The organism is Fredinandcohnia onubensis (assembly GCF_002734285.1).
Classification (GTDB): domain Bacteria; phylum Bacillota; class Bacilli; order Bacillales; family Bacillaceae_L; genus Ferdinandcohnia; species Ferdinandcohnia onubensis_A.
The window spans coordinates 345795-363713 of the sequence record NZ_NSEA01000003.1 but is presented as its reverse complement, the minus strand read 5'-3'; the positions used below and the strand labels follow the sequence as shown (position 1 = coordinate 363713).

Annotated in this window: 17 protein-coding genes; 3 read left to right on the top strand and 14 right to left on the bottom strand. The window is 37.2% G+C overall.

Annotated elements, in window-relative coordinates; genetic code table 11:
• Positions 1-116: 116 nt before the first annotated feature.
• The 8 genes from dnaK to gpr all read right to left on the bottom strand — a co-directional run bounded on the left by dnaK (position 117) and on the right by gpr (position 9890).
• Positions 117-1949 carry a molecular chaperone DnaK gene (dnaK, locus tag CKJ95_RS04570; RefSeq protein WP_099352212.1) on the bottom strand — a complete coding sequence of 611 codons (1833 nt, stop codon included), beginning with the start codon at positions 1947-1949 and terminating at the stop codon, positions 117-119.
• A 33-nt stretch (positions 1950-1982) separates the two neighbouring features.
• Positions 1983-2579, bottom strand: coding sequence for a nucleotide exchange factor GrpE (gene grpE / locus CKJ95_RS04565; protein WP_099352211.1), 597 nt, complete (start codon positions 2577-2579; stop codon positions 1983-1985).
• Positions 2580-2673: 94 nt separating this feature from the next.
• Complete coding sequence (hrcA, locus tag CKJ95_RS04560) at positions 2674-3705, bottom strand: heat-inducible transcriptional repressor HrcA (RefSeq protein WP_099352210.1); 1032 nt, start codon at positions 3703-3705, stop codon at positions 2674-2676.
• Positions 3706-3807: 102 nt separating this feature from the next.
• Positions 3808-4944, bottom strand: coding sequence for a radical SAM family heme chaperone HemW (gene hemW / locus CKJ95_RS04555; RefSeq protein WP_099352209.1), 1137 nt, complete (start codon positions 4942-4944; stop codon positions 3808-3810).
• 204 nt (positions 4945-5148) lie between these two features.
• On the bottom strand, positions 5149-6972 hold the full coding sequence (gene lepA, locus CKJ95_RS04550; RefSeq protein ID WP_099352208.1) for a translation elongation factor 4: 1824 nt from the start codon (positions 6970-6972) through the stop codon (positions 5149-5151).
• A 130-nt stretch (positions 6973-7102) separates the two neighbouring features.
• Positions 7103-7456 carry a YqxA family protein gene (locus tag CKJ95_RS04545; RefSeq protein WP_099352207.1) on the bottom strand — a complete coding sequence of 118 codons (354 nt, stop codon included), beginning with the start codon at positions 7454-7456 and terminating at the stop codon, positions 7103-7105.
• 21 nt (positions 7457-7477) lie between these two features.
• The gene (gene spoIIP / locus CKJ95_RS04540; RefSeq protein WP_099352206.1) at positions 7478-8674 is read right to left on the bottom strand and encodes a stage II sporulation protein P; all 1197 of its coding nucleotides are present in this window, start codon (positions 8672-8674) and stop codon (positions 7478-7480) included.
• Positions 8675-8762: 88 nt separating this feature from the next.
• Positions 8763-9890, bottom strand: coding sequence for a GPR endopeptidase (gpr, locus tag CKJ95_RS04535; protein WP_099352205.1), 1128 nt, complete (start codon positions 9888-9890; stop codon positions 8763-8765).
• A 262-nt stretch (positions 9891-10152) separates the two neighbouring features.
• Here gpr and rpsT point away from each other — a divergent pair, with 262 nt between their 5' ends.
• Positions 10153-10419: a 30S ribosomal protein S20 gene (gene rpsT, locus CKJ95_RS04530; protein ID WP_099352204.1), complete on the top strand. Its 267-nt coding sequence runs from the start codon at positions 10153-10155 to the stop codon at positions 10417-10419.
• Between the two features lie 44 nt (positions 10420-10463).
• Here rpsT and holA read toward each other — a convergent pair whose 3' ends face one another.
• Entirely contained in the window at positions 10464-11480 is a 1017-nt protein-coding gene (gene holA / locus CKJ95_RS04525) for a DNA polymerase III subunit delta (protein WP_099352203.1), read from the bottom strand.
• 425 nt (positions 11481-11905) lie between these two features.
• Here holA and CKJ95_RS04520 point away from each other — a divergent pair, with 425 nt between their 5' ends.
• Entirely contained in the window at positions 11906-12040 is a 135-nt protein-coding gene (locus CKJ95_RS04520) for a YqzM family protein (protein WP_099352202.1), read from the top strand.
• Between the two features lie 79 nt (positions 12041-12119).
• Here CKJ95_RS04520 and CKJ95_RS04515 read toward each other — a convergent pair whose 3' ends face one another.
• The 3 genes from CKJ95_RS04515 to CKJ95_RS04505 all read right to left on the bottom strand — a co-directional run bounded on the left by CKJ95_RS04515 (position 12120) and on the right by CKJ95_RS04505 (position 15812).
• Entirely contained in the window at positions 12120-14489 is a 2370-nt protein-coding gene (locus tag CKJ95_RS04515; RefSeq protein ID WP_099352201.1) for a DNA internalization-related competence protein ComEC/Rec2, read from the bottom strand.
• Positions 14452-15021, bottom strand: coding sequence for a ComE operon protein 2 (locus tag CKJ95_RS04510; protein ID WP_099352200.1), 570 nt, complete (start codon positions 15019-15021; stop codon positions 14452-14454). The genes CKJ95_RS04515 and CKJ95_RS04510 overlap by 38 nt, the downstream gene beginning before the upstream one ends.
• A gap of 188 nt (positions 15022-15209) precedes the next feature.
• Positions 15210-15812: a helix-hairpin-helix domain-containing protein gene (locus tag CKJ95_RS04505; RefSeq protein WP_099352199.1), complete on the bottom strand. Its 603-nt coding sequence runs from the start codon at positions 15810-15812 to the stop codon at positions 15210-15212.
• 102 nt (positions 15813-15914) lie between these two features.
• Here CKJ95_RS04505 and comER point away from each other — a divergent pair, with 102 nt between their 5' ends.
• Complete coding sequence (gene comER / locus CKJ95_RS04500; RefSeq protein WP_099352198.1) at positions 15915-16748, top strand: late competence protein ComER; 834 nt, start codon at positions 15915-15917, stop codon at positions 16746-16748.
• Between the two features lie 74 nt (positions 16749-16822).
• Here the strand turns inward: comER and CKJ95_RS04495 are convergent, their stop codons facing one another.
• Together CKJ95_RS04495 and rsfS are read right to left on the bottom strand one after the other, a co-directional pair.
• Positions 16823-17566 carry a class I SAM-dependent DNA methyltransferase gene (locus CKJ95_RS04495; protein WP_099352197.1) on the bottom strand — a complete coding sequence of 248 codons (744 nt, stop codon included), beginning with the start codon at positions 17564-17566 and terminating at the stop codon, positions 16823-16825.
• Positions 17563-17919 (bottom strand): ribosome silencing factor, encoded by a 357-nt coding sequence (gene rsfS / locus CKJ95_RS04490; protein ID WP_099352196.1) that lies wholly within the window; start codon positions 17917-17919, stop codon positions 17563-17565. Before rsfS ends, CKJ95_RS04495 begins: the two co-directional genes overlap by 4 nt.

The following is a 17919-nucleotide window of genomic DNA, read 5'->3' as shown; positions in this document are numbered from 1 at the left end:
TTAAGCATTAAGTTCAAAATTGTCTAACTTTTAAAAGTAACCACTTTAAACAAAAAAAGCCAAAGCCAAGACAGGCCTGACTTCGACTTTTTTTGCATTTAATTCTTTATTTTTAATTATTTATCATCATTTACTTCTTCGTATTCTGCATCTACTACATCGTCGTCTTTCTTGCCTTGAGCTGCACCTTCTGCTCCTTGTGCACCTTGAGCTTGTTGCTGAGCTTGCTCATATAGTTTCACAGAAAGCTGTTGAACGATTTCTTGTAGAGCATCTTTCTTCGCTCTGATTTCTTCAAGATCGTTTTTCTCAATTGCTTGTTTTAAAGCGTCTTTAGCTTCGTTAGCTTTTTCAACTTCCGCAGCATCAACTTTTCCTTCTAAGTCTTTAAGTGTTTTTTCAGTTGTAAACACTAATTGATCTGCTTCATTGCGAAGTTCAACTTCCTCTTTACGCTTTTTGTCGGCTTCAGCATTTTCTTCAGCCTCACGTACCATACGTTCAACTTCATCGTCAGATAAGCCTGAAGATGATTGAATTGTAATAGCTTGCTCTTTATTTGTACCAAGGTCTTTTGCACGTACATTTACGATACCGTTCTTATCGATATCAAATGTTACTTCAATTTGTGGCACTCCACGTGGTGCTGGTGGAATATCAGTTAATTGGAAACGGCCCAATGTTTTGTTATCGGCAGCCATTTGACGCTCACCTTGAAGTACATGGATGTCAACAGCTGTTTGATTGTCTGCAGCAGTTGAGAAAGTTTGAGACTTACTAGTTGGGATTGTTGTATTACGATCGATTAAACGAGTAAATACACCACCCATTGTTTCAATACCTAGAGATAAAGGTGTTACGTCGAGTAGAACAACGTCCTTAACGTCACCAGTTAATACTCCACCTTGAATTGCTGCACCTAAAGCAACTACCTCATCTGGGTTAACACCTTTATGTGGTTCCTTACCAGTTTCTTTCTTGATTGCTTCTTGAACAGCTGGAATACGAGTTGAGCCACCAACAAGGATGACCTTGTCAATTTCACTAGCTGAAAGACCAGCATCCTGAAGCGCGCGTCGAGTTGGTCCCATTGTGCGCTCAACAAGTCCTGCTGAAATCTCATCAAATTTCGCACGGGTTAAGTTTACTTCTAAGTGAAGTGGTCCTGCTTCTCCTGCAGTGATAAATGGAAGAGAGATTTGTGTAGAAGTTACACCGGATAAATCCTTCTTCGCTTTTTCAGCAGCATCTTTTAAACGTTGTAACGCCATTTTATCTTTTGAAAGATCAATTCCATTTTCCTTTTTGAATTGGTCTACTAAATAATCGATAATTACTTGGTCAAAGTCATCTCCACCAAGACGATTGTCACCCGCAGTTGACTTAACTTCGAATACTCCGTCACCAAGTTCTAAGATAGATACGTCGAATGTACCACCACCAAGGTCATATACAAGAATTGTTTGATCTTCTTCTGTTTTATCTAAACCATATGCAAGAGCAGCAGCAGTTGGCTCGTTAATAATACGTTCAACTTCAAGACCAGCAATTCGACCTGCATCCTTAGTTGCTTGACGTTCAGCGTCATTAAAATATGCTGGAACTGTAATAACTGCTTTTGTTACCTTTTCTCCTAGGTATTCTTCTGCATAAGACTTAAAGTATTGAAGTAGAATCGCAGATACTTCTTGTGGAGTATATTGCTTACCTTCTATTTCAGTCTTGTAATCTGTTCCCATGTGACGTTTGATTGACATAATTGTGTTAGGATTTGTGATTGCTTGACGTTTTGCCACTTCACCAACTTGTCTTTCCCCATTTTTAAAAGAAACAACAGATGGTGTTGTGCGGTTACCTTCTGGGTTCGGAATAACTTTTGGTTCTCCACCCTCCATAACAGCAACACATGAGTTTGTTGTACCTAAATCTATACCAATGATTTTACTCATAAAAAAACCTCCTAATTGAATAAAACTTAGAACTTATTCATTCACCTTCACCATTGAAGGTCGTAACACTCTATCTTTAAGTTTGTATCCTTTTTGGAACTCTTCTAGAACCACATTTGATTCCGTATCAGGCTCACTCACCTGCATAACGGCTTGATGCACATTCGGATCAAATTGTGTTCCCACTGCTTCGATTGCTTCTACCCCTTCTTTTTTCAGGGCATCTATAATGCTTCGGTACACCATTTCTACACCTTGCATAATAGATTTTGCTTGATCATTCGTTGCTTCTATTTGAAGTGCTCTCTCAAAGTTATCAAGAGCCGGTAACAAATCCGTTACAAGACTTTGTGATCTATATGTAGCAGCTGTTTCTTGATCTAAGCGTGCACGTCTCTTAAAGTTTTCGAAATCGGCAACCTGGCGTAAAATGCGACTTTCTGCCTCCTCTAACTTAGCTTCAAGTTCTGCAATTTTTTCATTGGCTTTCGAAAGTTCGGCTTGCACATTATCTTCTTGTTCTTCTACTAATTCTGCTTCAGCCTGTTCAATCGTTTCTACCACATCATTATCTACGTTAGCTTCTTCTAGTTCAATTTCTTCTTTTATTACTTCATTCTCGTTAGCCAATACACTCACCTCCCTTAAAGTGAAGTCCCTATCATCATAGTAACTAGTATATGTACTAGAGGGTAATACCACCCTCTACTAAATATAGCCACGGCTATTCGTTTTGATACAGTTTTGTCAGCACCTTAGAAAAATCATGACTGATATGCTGCAACAATGTAATAACACGTGAATATTCCATTCTGGTCGGGCCCAAAATCGCGATGGACCCTAGGTGCTCATCCCCAACCGAATAAGTTGCAGTTATTAGGCTACAATCATTCATTGCGATATTATTGTTTTCATGACCGATTTTGATATTGATTCCCGCTTTATCTGTTCGTAACAATCGAGAAAATTCGTGTTCACTTTCAATCATGGTTAATAAAGAACGAATTTTTTCAATGTCATGAAATTCTGGTTGACTTAACATTTTTGTTTTTCCACCAATAAACACTTTTTCCTCGGTTGATAGTGTAAGTGTTTTGTCTAAAACATTGATAACACTATCGTAGTTACGAATATTTGTTTTTAACAAAGAAGCAACTTCTTTATAAATTTTGTTTTTTAAATCAGTCAGTGGAACACCAACAAGTCGCTCATTTAGGATGTTTACCATTTTTTCAATATCGCTAGGGTCGATGGACTCTGGAAATGAAATTGTTCGATTTTCCACATGTCCATTATCTGTAACGATAATTGCAACAGCTGTTTCATTGTTAATTGGAACAATTTGCAGCCTTTTTACTTTATTTTCTTTAAAGGCGGGACCTAAAACAATTGAAGTATAGTTTGTTAGATCTGATAAAATCTGTGCAGATTTTTGAACGATTTTTTCAAGCTCGTAAATCTTCTCTGCAAAAATTGACTTTATCTCATGCTTTTCCTTTAAAGTTAATCGACTCGGAGATAATAAATGATCCACATAGTATCGATAGCCTTGTTCAGATGGGACTCTACCAGATGAGCTATGAGTTTTCTCAATAAATCCTAGGTCTTCTAGATCTGCCATCTCATTGCGAATAGTTGCTGAGCTAAACACAATCCCATCCTTTTTCGACAATGTTCTTGACCCTACTGGCTGTGCAGATCTAATAAAGTCATCAATTATTACTTGAAGAATCAATAGTTGACGATCTGTTAGCAAGGAACATCACCTCTGTTAGCACTCCTAATCCGCGAGTGCTAATTCTATAATTAAATTACCAAATACGAGTGCCATTGTCAACGATTTAAACTCCTTCTTTATCTACAGCAAAAACGCTTGAAAAACTTCATTTCCAAGAAACTTTCCAGCTTGTGTTAACCGAATATAATCATCTTTTTCTTCTAACAAACCTTTTTCTTTTTGTTCTTTAATTTGTTCCGCAAAAACATCAAAAATACTGATTGAAAATTTTTCCGAAAAATGAGAGGTCGAAACTCCTTTTGTTTTACGTAAACCTAAAAACAGCTCTTCTTCCATTTTTTCTTGTTTTGTTACTTCATGCGTTTCGACATACGGAAAGCTATGTTCGTCTATGGCTTGCATATATTTTTTTATTGGACCGGCATTTGAAATTCTTCTTCCCGCCACATAACTATGGGCGCCTGCACCAATTCCATAGTATTCTTCATTGTTCCAATACGTTAGATTATGGCGGCTTTCATAGCTATCCTTTGAGAAATTACTAATTTCATATTGATGGAAACCATGCTTTTCCATTTCAGCCATTAAGATTTCATACATTCTTGCTTCATTTTCCTGATTTGGCAGATTCAGCTTCCCTTTTCTCATCAAATTATAGAACACTGTTTTTGGTTCAATAATGAGGGAGTATGCTGATACATGCTCTACATCGAGTGAAAAGGCTAAGTTAAGTGATTCTTGAAAACTTTCTATCGTTTGTTGGGGTAAAGCGTACATTAAATCAATACTAATGTTTTTAAAACCAACATGTTTCGCCAGTTCAATTGTGTGAAAAACATCTTCACGACGATGTGTTCTACCAATCGCTTTGAGGAGCTCATCATCGAAGGTTTGTACTCCAAAACTGATTCGATTGACACCTGAATCAAGCAATACTTTTAATTTATCCTCTGTAAGATCACCAGGGTTTGCTTCAAAGGTGAATTCGATTGTATTGCTTTGGGGCTTTAAATATTGATTGATACTCGTTAGGAATGTCTCTAACTGGTTTGCGGAAAGAACGGTTGGCGTCCCCCCACCAACGAAGATGGATTTGAGTGTCGAAGGCGGATGAGCCTCGACCGTATTTTTCATTTCAGTATCCATGTATTGAAGATATTCATCAACGGGTTGTCCTTTTAGAAATACTTTATTGAAATCACAATAGTGACAAATTTGTTCACAAAAGGGGATGTGAAGGTATGCTGCTTGTACCAAAAAATCACTTCTTTCTATAAGCGGATGTCGCGATTAGTAGAATAAAGAAAACCGCAGAAAAGTCTGCGGCCTCTTACTTTATATGTCTAGTTCCAGGCGCCATCGGCTCTCTGGTCTAAGCCAATCGCTTCGGAAGGTAAAAGGTACCTTCTGTCAGCGCTTGTCTTATGCTTGTCACCTAAGGCTGCGCACCTTGCACTTTTCTTATTTATCATCCATTTTCAATACTGCCATGAATGCCTCTTGAGGTACTTCGACTGAGCCGACTTGCTTCATACGTTTCTTACCTTCTTTTTGTTTTTCAAGAAGCTTACGTTTACGGGAAATGTCCCCACCGTAACATTTTGCTAATACATTTTTACGCATTGCTTTAATAGTTGAACGAGCGATAATCTTTTGACCCACCGCTGCTTGAATAGGTACTTCAAAATGCTGTCTTGGAATTAATTCCTTTAGCTTTTCTACAATCACTTTTCCACGTTCATATGCTGAATCCTTGTGGACGATGAAGGACAACGCATCTACTTTTTCAGCATTTAATAAAATATCCATCTTCACAAGCTTTGAAGGCTTGTAACCTATTAATTCATAGTCAAATGACGCATAACCTTTTGTGCTTGATTTTAATTGGTCAAAGAAATCATAAACAATTTCTGCAAGTGGAATTTCATAGACGATACTTACTCGTCTTTCATCTAGATACTGCATATCAATGAAGATACCACGTTTGCCTTGGCATAACTCCATAACAGCACCGACATAATCATTTGGAACCATCATGGTTGCTTTTACGTAAGGCTCTTCAATTCTGTCAATTTTCTGTGGATCCGGCATTGCTGCTGGGTTATCAATTCGTACGTCTGTACCATCCGTTAGAAACACATCGTAAATAACGCTTGGTGCTGTGGTAATTAAGTCGATTTTAAATTCTCTTTCGATTCTTTCTTGAATGATTTCCATATGCAATAGACCTAAAAATCCACATCGGAAGCCAAAGCCTAATGCCTGAGAAGTCTCTGGTTCGAATTGAAGGGCTGCATCATTTAATTCAAGTTTTTCTAATGCTTCACGTAAATCATTATATTTAGCTGTATCGATTGGATATAAACCACAGTACACCATAGGATTTAAGCGTCTATATCCTGGTAGAGGCTCAGTAGCACCGTTTTTCGCGTTCGTAATCGTATCACCCACACGTGTATCCCCTACATTTTTGATTGCTGCTGTTAAAAATCCAACGTCCCCAACAGTTAATTCTTCCTGAAGTGTTGCGCGAGGGGTAAATACGCCCGCTTCAATCACTTCAAACTCCTTACCTGTTGCCATCATTTTTATTTTATCACCTGGTCTAACTTTACCTTCTATGACACGAATGTAAGCAACTACACCACGGTAAGGGTCATATAAAGAGTCAAAAATAAGAGCTTTTAGAGGTGCCTCAGGGTCACCCTGCGGTGCAGGGACTTTTTCAACAACCTGCTCTAATATCTCTTCAATTCCAATACCCGCTTTCGCAGAGGCTAAAACAGCTTCTGACGCATCAAGTCCAATAACATCTTCAATTTCTTGTCTAACGCGCTCTGGGTCCGCACTTGGTAGGTCGATCTTATTAATTACCGGTAATATTTCTAAGTCATTGTCTAAAGCGAGGTACACATTTGCTAGTGTTTGTGCCTCAATCCCCTGTGCTGCATCGACAACGAGTACTGCACCCTCACATGCCGCTAAACTCCGTGAAACTTCATATGTAAAGTCAACATGTCCTGGGGTGTCAATAAGATGGAAAATATATTCCTCACCATCTTTTGCCTTGTATTTTAATTGTACCGCGTTTAATTTAATCGTTATGCCACGTTCTCTTTCTAGGTCCATGGAATCTAGCAATTGTTCTTTCATTTCACGATGGGTTAACGCATTTGTTTTTTCAAGTATGCGGTCAGCCAAAGTTGATTTACCATGGTCTATATGAGCAATAATTGAAAAATTTCGAATTCTAGATTGTCTATTACGTCTCTCTTCTTGGTTCATTAAAAATCCTCCTGTATGGAACAACTACACTAGATTAGATTATACAGAACTATTTTGTCACATTCAATTACGAAAAAAAACGACTATAAAACAAAGAGAGCTTGCTTTTTATTTCATAGCATGCTCTCTTCTATATTTTATCTAGTAAATTTCCAATTCCATTTCCAATAGCAATCATGATTTTTTCAAAAATAGCACTGATTCCATTCCCTAGTTTTTCACCAATACTGGAAAAAAAGTTGAATGATTCAACATTTTCAAGTTGTTTTTGTTTTTCTTCTAGGTCATGGCTTGTGACCTTTCTGCCTAAGACAGATGCTTCAACTTCACCGTTATTGTCAGTAATATGAAAGGCGCCTTGAAGGGAGGGGTCATTATAGCCCCTCATTTTCTTCATCCCTTCATTTGCTTGTTGCATGCCGATCAACACGCCCAGAAGAAGCACGGTTACTATTAAAAAACATTTCATCATGAACTTCACCATTGGAATTACTCCCTTTATTGCCTATTCTTTATTCGTTTCATTCGCATTCACTTTTTCAGCCTGCCAGTAGTACTCTGCTAAGACATCGGCTACGGCTGCTGCGGTTCGGCGGAGTTCTTCGAAATTATTATCGACACCACCAAATTCAATTAACATGGCATTTCCTGATTTATCTTGGTTATATACTCCATTATTGCCAACTCCACCTTGTTTAAAAATACCTCGATTTAAACCTGGGTATTTTTTTTCAAATATCTCATGGAGCGAATTGGCAAGCTCAAGATTTTTAGCAATGTTTGGATTGTCTGATCCCACGATAAATGCTATTTTTGCATAGGACTTTCCGTTAATTGTCACTGTGGTTTTTTCTTTTCTATGTGCATCCCGGTGAATATCAATGAAGTAATTTAATTCCTTATTACTTGCCATAGCGCTAGCCATAATCTCGCCAGAAGCTTTATATGATTGATACCAATTGTATCCTTTTCCTTTTATATACTGATCCATATTTGTCTTATCAATATCTGTACCAATTCCTCTTGCCTCTAATTCTTGCTGAAGCATTTCTCCTACTTTGGTTACATTCACTTCAGGATGTCTTGCATTATTCGCATTATTTGTATCCACGCCTTTTAAATGTGGGAAGTAGGCTTCTGATGAATGGGTGTGATATATATAGGCAACTTTTTTCTCGCCGGTTGTCATCGTTGGTGGTGGCACAGGTTTAGTAGGCTTTTCTGCCTGTTCAACATTTTGGGTAGCCACTTTTCTTTCATCAAGTAAAACATCTAATGGTGGCGGAGACTCTATCGGCATATTCGTATAGTTGGTGCCTTCACCTGCTACAATTATCTTCCCGTCAAATATCGAGAACCCTGGGAGCTCCCTGCCTAAGAAGCTCCGTGGGTCATCTAATGTAAGGTTTGTCGCTGCTTTAAAAACAGCTCCTAAATAGTCCGGTTTCGTAGTAGATTCAGGTAAGCCTTGAACGAAATAATGATTTTCATACCCTAATAAATGAACAAGTGCTTCCCCTGAGAGATTTGTTGCGACATTACTTATAGACGAAGAACTTATTCTAAATTCTGGTTTAAGAGAGACAATCGCTCCCGTAATCGTAAACAATAAAATAAAGCTGAATATGAGGAATAGAATCCCTTTTACAACGCTGGTTCCTTGAATTGAGATCATCATTCCTTGAGACCGAAAACCCTTCATATTCTACCTCCTCAATGGTTTGTCTATCATATTGATATGAGCAAACAAGAGTTAGTAGAACCGAAATGATAGAATCTATTCAATTTTATTAATGAGTATACGAACCTGAATTATCTTGGCCAATCTCACCATGCAATGCAGTATTAAGGCCACCCGCTATCACATTTGCCATGTCTTCAATGAAGACGTCGACCTCTTTTGGTGTAACCATTAAGTTATGACCAAGAGGGGACAACACTTCATGAATTAATTTCCTTTTCTCATCTTCTGGTAGAGTTCCGACAATTCCCAAGAAGGTATTTCGTTCTTGCTCACCAGGCAAGTCATCGTCTGTTAATACTTTTTTCTCTCCAAAAGTCATACCTGCAGGAATTAGAGAACGTGAAGGCTTATCCCCTTCTTTAAGCTCTCTACCAAAATGCTTTAAAATAAAATCAAACGCATCACTTGTAATAGAAACAGCATCAACAACTGTTGGAATTCCAATTGCGATTACGGGAATACCCAAGGAATCCTTACTTAGTTCTTTGCGTTTATTTCCAACCCCAGAACCCGGATGAATACCCGTATCCGATATTTGAATCGTTGAATTCACCCGCTCGACAGAACGTGCCGCCAATGCGTCGATGGCAATAATGAAATCTGGCTTTGATTTTTCAATGACTCCGTATATGATGTCACTTGTTTCGATTCCTGTTAATCCCATCACCCCTGGTGCAATTGCACTTACAGAACGAAAACCATCCTGCACATTTTCAGGCTGCAGCTCAAAGAGATGTCTTGTAATGACTAGGTTTTCAACTGCCAACGGCCCTAGCGCATCTGGTGTTACATTCCAGTTTCCTAAACCAACAACTAGGCAGCTAGCATCTTTTCCGATATTAAGTTTAGATAAAAAATGATTAAATTCCTTTGCGAATACTTCTTGCACCTTTTGCTGGAGTTCTGAATCCTTTTGGCGTATACCCTGAACTTCTAGTGTTAAATAATTACCTTTTTTCTTTCCGATTGCATTAGCGCCTTCCTCGGTAATTTCGACTGTGGAGATGGTAATTCCATCCTCTTGTCTCTCTTTTATGATGACACCTTCAATTTCTGATACAGGCTGTTGATCTTCTTTTAGTGTTTTATTTCGTTCCTCGACTGCCATTGCGCTTGCTTCTAGCGCTAAGTCAGTACGAACAGAGTATTTTGTTAAGTCTAGTTGTTCTCCCATTCCAATGACCTCCAATTTTTACATAGTATCTATAGCTTTACCTGTTAAAATGTGGTTCATGCAATTTTTATCAAGTAGGAAATAGATTGGTATTGCATTCTCACAGCCAATTTGATAGAATAACTTTTGTTGTAACATCAGAGTATCAATGAATGTATTAAGAGATCATTAAGCGAAGGAAAACTTTATAAGAGAAGGTTTTCGTTAATTTTCGTAGATGATTGCATGTTAGATCATCTTGATATTCGCAGGAGGTGAAAGTATGCCAAATATTAAATCAGCTATCAAACGTGTAAAAACAAGTGATGAAAGCCGTGCTCATAATGCAACTGTTAAGTCTGCAATGCGTACTGCTGTAAAAAACTTCGAAGCTTCAGTTGCTAACAATGACGTTGAAAACGCAAAAGCAGCTTTTCTTACTGCTTCAAGCAAGCTTGACAAAGCGGCTCGTAAAGGTCTTATCCATAAAAATGTTGCTGACCGTCAAAAATCTCGTCTAGCAAAAAAACTTAACGGGGTTAACGCATAATAAATAAACGACTCGATTTGAGTCGTTTTTTTTTGCGTTCTTTTTTACTTACCTAACTTCATAATAAACAATTCCAAAATTAATTTTTTATCCATTTTTCCGTTTTTCATTTCATAGTCAGCTTCAGCAAGCTGGCTCAAAATTCCCAGTAGCTCTTCCTGTGTAAATAAATTTGCTTGTCCACCCGCAAGCTTGACCCGAAACGGATGAACTTTAAGATTTCCAGCAATCTGTTGTTGTCCGTAGCCTTGTCTAGAAAGCTCCTTTACCTGAAAAATCAATCTAAACTGTGTAGCAAGCAAAGATAATATTTTGATGGGCTCTTCATTATTTTGCAGAAGGTCATAAAATATTCTTAGTGCCTCATCGAGTTTCCTGTTAACTACCTTATCAATTAACGAAAAAATATTTTGCTCCAAAGACCTGGGTACGAGCAATTTCACGGTTTCCTCTGTTATCTCTCCATTTCCCCCTAAATATAAACACATTTTATCGATTTCTTGAGTTATATTCATAAGATTTGTCCCTGCCACATGTAATAGCTCCTGAATCGCAGAGGTTGAAATAGTAACCTGATACTGGTTTGTTCTTTCATTTATCCAGCTATGTAAATCCTTTTCAGATAATGTATTAACAGTCAGCACTTCGGCATTTTTCTTTAACTGTTTAACAATTTTCTTCCGTTCATCTAACTTTTCATACGGAGCCGTAATGACAAGAATCGTAAAAGGAGCAGGCTCTTTTAAATATTGTTCAAGTACCGTTACATTATGCTCAACTTTTTCCTTACTCTTTTCAGCTGTTAAAAAGTGTGGATTTTGTAAAATAACCAGGCGTCTTTCTCCCATAAAAGGAAGGGTCTCAGCATCAGCCAAGGCAATTTCAACGGGAGTTTCCTCTAAATCAAAAATAGATAGGTTAAAATCTTTTTCTTCCTCTTCAATGCTATGTTTGATCAGTAACTCCTTTGTTTCCTTTATTAAGAAGGTTTCTGAACCATGTAATAAATAGACAGGTGAAAATTGCCTTTTCTTAATTTTTTTCCAAAGCTCTAAATTCATACATATTCCTCTCCACTTTAAGCCTTCAATTCTTATCTAATCGTATCGGTAAAACACAAATTTTTCAACCTTCATAAAAATTCAAAGGGAATTGGTTTTAGCCAATTCCCTATCTATAGAAACATTACCAAACAAGCCCCGGGTATCTTGTCGAGTAATGATTATTTGTAAGCTGACCATTGCTGTGATGTTTTTCTTATGTACTATTAGGATTTACATTGTTTTTTGAACTATTTGTGACAAGTGTTGTTAATAAAGGAAGAGTATCGGATAATAGGGGAAAAAGGGTTCTACCTTTTTTGGCTTTGTTTTATTTACCTGAGGTTTTTAACTTTTGATTTGTAAAACAAAACCAACTTTTTAAAGGAATTATAGATTTTTTTGACTAGTTAGGCTATACTATAACTGTTTAGGAGGGGTTAGGCGTGAACGAATTTGAAAAGAATATAAAAAACACACGAAATGACGTTATCGATGCTGGAGTAGCTTTCGTTGTATCATTTGGCTTCTTCGCTACAATTTTCATTATCGCAACTTTAATTAAAGTTATCGGAGCTTAATACCGACAGAATACATACTGTCAAAACCAAGACTGCCCGTATATGGCAGTCTTTTTTCGTTCCTTGCCTTTACTGTATCTTATGGAATTGTGGTAATAAAGGTTCCTGATTTTTTAAAAAAACGGTATTGTATAGCCCCATTTGTGTCCGTTCTATATACCTTTACTTTTTCTTGTTCTAATCGATTAATCACATCTGGATGTGGATGATTAAACCGATTATTTACACCCACAGGAATTAGGGCAATTTTGGGATTTAAGTGTTGGATAAAGCTCTCCGTAGACGATGTCTTACTTCCATGATGACCCACCTTTAAAACATCTATCCTCATGTTTTTATATGTATGGATAAGATCTAGCTCTACGTCTTTTTCGATATCACCTGTAAATAACCAACTTAGCCCACCAAGACTCGTAAGAATAACGATTGAATTATCATTTTCCACCATTTCATTTCCTTTTGGCGCAAGGGTATAAAATGTATTTCCTCCTTCCTGCCATTTTTGTCCCCGTTCAACTAAATGTATGGGAACCCCTTCTTTAGTAGCTATTTTCTTCAACTCTGTTTCTTGTTCAGTATCTTTCTTGTTTTTACCTAAGACGATTTCGTTAATCCTCATTTTTTCAACAATTTCCTTCGCACCACCGATATGATCTTGATCACCGTGGGTAATGATTAGCTTATCTAAACTTCGTATCCCTTTGGATTTTAAGAATGGAATGACAATATCTGCAGTCGAGAACTCTTTCCTTCTTTGTCGCCATTGCTCTTGATCAAACTGAATGTTTCCACCTGTATCAATGAGATACGTTCCTTTTCGATATGGTAGCTCAATAAATATACTATCGCCTTGCCCAACATCAAGCATGGTAATTTCACCATATGGATTTAGATAGGGCAATAGCATATGAAAAATTAAGACTAAAATCGGGGCAAGAAGCGCTCTTTGCATCAAGGCTTTTCTCTTCTCCCAACAAATTAAAAAGTATAGAATAGATGCACAATACAGGATCATTAAAATTAACCCAGGTTTACCTGGTGTTAATAAAGTGAAATTGAATTGTGATGCCCAAACTGTCACTTGATTTAAAATTTCGAGCATCCACGAAAGTATCACAGCAAAAATTTTGCCAATCGGATTAAATATACTCAGCAACAATACAGTGAGTAAGGCAAATGGTAAAATCACAACTGAATATAATGGGACATAAAGCATATTTAGAGGTAAGCTCAATAACGAGAACTCATAAAAGTGGAAGAGTAAAACTGGCATTGAAGTAATTTGCGATAACAATGAAACGACAAATAAAGAAGCAATCGTTGTTGGATAGTATTTAAAAATGGCTCTTGAAGAAAGGATTAAGGTTGCACTAACTAAAAAGGACAATTGAAAACCAATATTTACGATATAGTACGGATTAAACAGCAGCATGGTCATGCAGGCAAAACTAATAACATCAAGGATACTGCCTTTTTTCCACCACATCATGCTTGCTAATAGAAGCATACTCATTAAAACTGAGCGGGTGACTGAGGGGGAGCCTCCGGCAATGAAAATATATGCTGGTAGTAAGCATAACAGTGAAATTGCGGTTATTTCACGTGTCATGCCGAAACGAATACATAAAAAATAAAACATCCCAGTCATAAGACTTACATGAAGTCCTGATATTGCCAATAAATGTATCAATCCTAATGATTGATAAGAATTTTCTATTTCACTTGCGATATTTGTTCGTTCCCCATATATCAACGCCTGAATAATCCCTGCAGTTGAGCCATCAAAATAAGAATCAATATATCGGATACCAGCATCTCTTATATTTAGCAGTAAGTGATATACCGACCACTTTTCGTTTGAAAAACATTTTTCTGTCTTCATTTCATCCGCTTCAAAGATCCAATGGATTTTTTGTGTATACAAATATTGTTTATAGTTAAAGGAATTGGGATTTCGTGCGACTTGGGGTTCTTTTAAACTTCCATTAAAAGTACAGACTAACCCTATACGAACAGCAGAGCTTAGTTGCTTTTTCTCGATTTCCGTTTGAATGTAATAAACTAACAGCAGTTTTTCATCCCTTGAAGTATTTACGAGGACGGATAGCTTGTCACCATTAATATCTGGTGCTTCAACTATTTCCGCTTCAATCCTTTCTGTGGTAGGATTCAATTTTGTATGATTGTTGGAGTCGATGATGGTAAAAATAAACATAAAAGTAAATAGAGTAAAAATACTGAGGATAACGAGAGTGAAATGGTGGCGGAATATGATAAATACTAATAAGAGTAATGTGAGGATTATACTTAACCACGAAAAAGATGTATAGGGGACTAGTATTCCAAATATTGCAAAGGATGCAAGAAAAACAAGCTTTCCTTTTACATAGTCCCCATACTTATTTATCAAACTAACCAATATTTGAAAATAATGCAGCAGTTTTCTCATGCAATTTCTCTATTTCTCTATCATCCGCACCTGACTCTGTTAATCTTTCTATTAAATCATTAACAAATGCTAATTTCTCCTTTGATTTTAAGTCAATCACCATTTCTTGAAGAGGAACCTTCTCAATTCTTACATTTGATTTCTGAAGTAATTCTATTGCATAAGGATGATTTTTATAATCTTCCGCGTAATAGACAACCTTAATCCCTGCTTGGATAATTGCTTTTGTGCATTGGAGGCATGGAAAATGAGTAACATAGATTTCCGCATTTTCTGTAGGGACTCCAAATTTGGCACATTGCAGTAATGCATTAATTTCGGCGTGAACGGTTCTTATACAGTGATTTTCGACTACATAACACCCTTCATCTGAACAGTGTGTACCGCCAGACACGGAGCCATTATAGCCCCCTGCAATAATTCGCTTATCTCGTACAATTGTTGCCCCAACTGTTAGTCGAGTACATGTACTTCTTAATGCAAGTAAATGGCTTTGTGCCATAAAATATTGATCCCATTCTATTCGATTCAAAACTTCCCCCATCCCTTCAACAAAATCTTACAATTATTTTATCGGTTATTTGTACAAACAGTCAAATCAAATACGCCCTTGGCGTATTTGCGCCCAGATTTTTTCGAACTTGTTCGAAAAACTTCCTCTAAAAATCTGTGGCATCCGCCGGAGGCAAATTAACTTAGTTCAGCTCTTGCTGAATTAAGTTAATTTAATTTAAGCTCGTCTTTTATTTTCTCAAAGGATTTTTCCCCAATTCCGCTAACTTCCATCAGGTCCTCAAGTTGTTTAAACGGTCCATTTTCTTCACGGAATGCAATAATCGCTGCCGCTTTAGATGGGCCAATTCCTGATAACGTTTCAAAATCTGCCTGTGTTCCCTTATTTAATGAAATCTTTCCATCGCTTTTCGGGGACAAACTGTTCTCCATTTCGACATCCTCACCAATGCGTGGAACATAAATAACCATTTCATCCTCCACTCGCTGTGCTAAATTCACTTGCTTAATGTTTGCATCTTCAGTAAATCCCCCTGCCATCTCTATAACGTCCTTAATCCTCATCCCATTCTCAGCCTCAAATACATCCTCATTATGTACCGCACCCTTAATATCAACAAGAATTACCTTAGTCTCTTCCTCTGCAACGGGCTCATCCTCAACGTTCGGTTCCAGGAACAAATCCTCTTCTACCTCATAAGGTTCTGCTTTTGTTCCATGATCAAAAATATTGTAAAAGACAATAAAGATAACTAGACAAATTCCACAACTAATAAAAATTAACTTAATCTTTTTTTCTTTAAAATTCATGGTTTGGTCTCCTTTGTTTTTATACTTTAATTAAAATCATTCATAATTTTATACGGGAAAACATATTGTTTTAGGAGAATAGTCTGTAAAGGAGGGACGAACTTGAATATAGGGTTTATTGGTACAGGAAATATGGGGAAAATTTTAATAGAGTCCTTTGTAGATTCTCTTGCTGTTCCGCCTTCAAAATTAACGATAACAAATCGTACGATTGAAAAAGCAATAGCCATAAAAAACTCCTTGCCAGATATCACAGTTGTAGCGGCAAATGAAGATGTTGTAAAAGGCTCTGATTTAATTTTCATTTGTGTAAAGCCTTTGGAAATTCACCCCCTTTTACACCAATTATCTCCTTGCCTAACGAGTAATAAATGTATCGTTTCGATTACGAGTCCGATTTCTGTTGAACAGCTCGAATCAATTGTAAATTGTCAGGTCGCACGTATTATTCCAAGTATTACAAATCGCGCACTAACAGGCGTTTCCTTATTTACTCTTGGAAGTAGCATAAGCAGCAGATTTAAGGATTATTTAGAATTTCTATTTGAGCAAATTTCTGCTCCGGTTCACATAAATAACGACATTACAAGAGTCGCTTCTGATATTGTAAGCTGTGGTCCTGCGTTTTTTACTTATCTTGTGAGAAAGTTTATAAATGCAGCAGTGAAGGAAACAAAAATTACAGAGGAGCAGGCAACAATATTAGCTAGTGAAATGATTGTCGGAATGGGGAAATTGCTTGAAAAGGAATTCTATACGTTACCCACTCTCCAGGAAAAAGTATGTGTAAAAGGTGGTGTCACTTGGGAAGGGATTAAGGCAATGGAAGAAAATATAGGTGAGTTATTTGAAGAACTATTTAAGAGTACCCATCGAAAATTTGATGAGGACATTTACGAAGTGAATAAACAATTTAACGAGACTCCATCTCGATAAATATACCATGTTACTTCCTAAATAGGAACTCATTTTTTCACGACAAAAAAAGAGGGCAGACATCGTCTGACCCTCTATTTTTTTGCGGTAAATAATATCCGTTCAGAAGTCTCCTGAACTGGATTACTAAAATCAGCAAGCACATCAACAACTTTAAAACCAATTTCCTCAAGCCAATTTTGAAACGTTTGAATCGGAAAGGTTCGCTGTTCATGAAATTCGTCAAATCTCGTATAATCATCATTATGTTCATTTTTCACAAAAAACGATAATTCATGCTCTACACTGTGAGGATGTTCCCCCCCAAAACAATTCCAAATAAAACTAACCTCTTCATCACTGCTCACAAATGGCCCATCCATAAAAATGGAATCCATTTTATAAACGGAATGAACATCAAACAATAAAAGCCCATCGTGTTTCAAAAGCCTGAACACATTTTGAAAGGTTTTTTGCACATCTTTTTCTGTACGTAGATAATTAAGTGAATCACAGAAAATGACAATCATATCAAATGGGTCTAACCCCGAGATTTCCACCATATCCTGTTGGTAAAACTCAACCCTCACTCCAGCTTCCATTGCTTTGTTATTCGCTACTGCCAGCATGTCTTCAGAGAGATCTACCCCTACAACCTCATACCCCTCTTTTGCAAGTCGAATAGCAATTTCACCTGTTCCGCAGCCTAGATCAAGAACACGTAAAGGACGGTTTTTATTAACATGTGAAACTCTCTCTTTAAAAAACGATATCCATTGCTCATAATCCACATCACGCATTAGTTCATCGTAGATATAGGCAAATTCTCCATAGCTCATAAACTTAGCACGTCTTCTACTGTTTCAGTAGGCGCATCTCCCCAAAGCCGTTCTAAATTATAGTAGGTACGCTCGTCTTTATGGAATACGTGAGCAATTACATCTCCTAGATCAACAAGAACCCATCTTGCTTCGTCAAAGCCCTCGAGACGTTTAATTTGAATACCATTTTCATCCGCTTTGTCTTTAATTTCACGTGCAATTGCTTGAACTTGTTTTTCAGAATTTCCGTGGCAGATTAAAAAATAATCAGCAACAAGGGATAGCCCCTTCATATTTAATGCTACAATATTTTCAGCACGCTTATCGTCAGCAGCTTGAACTGCAAATGTTAAAATGTCTCTTTCATTCAC

Bases quoted from the DNA above. Each gene is read 5' to 3' on its own strand.
- dnaK (WP_099352212.1), bottom strand. From the start codon at position 1,949: ATGAGTAAAATCATTGGTATAGATTTAGGTACAACAAACTCATGTGTT.
- lepA (WP_099352208.1), bottom strand. From the start codon at position 6,972: ATGAACCAAGAAGAGAGACGTAATAGACAATCTAGAATTCGAAATTTT.
- CKJ95_RS04545 (WP_099352207.1), bottom strand. From the start codon at position 7,456: ATGGTGAAGTTCATGATGAAATGTTTTTTAATAGTAACCGTGCTTCTT.
- spoIIP (WP_099352206.1), bottom strand. From the start codon at position 8,674: ATGAAGGGTTTTCGGTCTCAAGGAATGATGATCTCAATTCAAGGAACC.
- gpr (WP_099352205.1), bottom strand. From the start codon at position 9,890: ATGGGAGAACAACTAGACTTAACAAAATACTCTGTTCGTACTGACTTA.
- rpsT (WP_099352204.1), top strand. From the start codon at position 10,153: ATGCCAAATATTAAATCAGCTATCAAACGTGTAAAAACAAGTGATGAA.
- holA (WP_099352203.1), bottom strand. From the start codon at position 11,480: ATGAATTTAGAGCTTTGGAAAAAAATTAAGAAAAGGCAATTTTCACCT.
- CKJ95_RS04515 (WP_099352201.1), bottom strand. From the start codon at position 14,489: ATGAGAAAACTGCTGCATTATTTTCAAATATTGGTTAGTTTGATAAAT.
- CKJ95_RS04505 (WP_099352199.1), bottom strand. From the start codon at position 15,812: ATGAATTTTAAAGAAAAAAAGATTAAGTTAATTTTTATTAGTTGTGGA.
- CKJ95_RS04495 (WP_099352197.1), bottom strand. From the start codon at position 17,566: ATGAGCTATGGAGAATTTGCCTATATCTACGATGAACTAATGCGTGAT.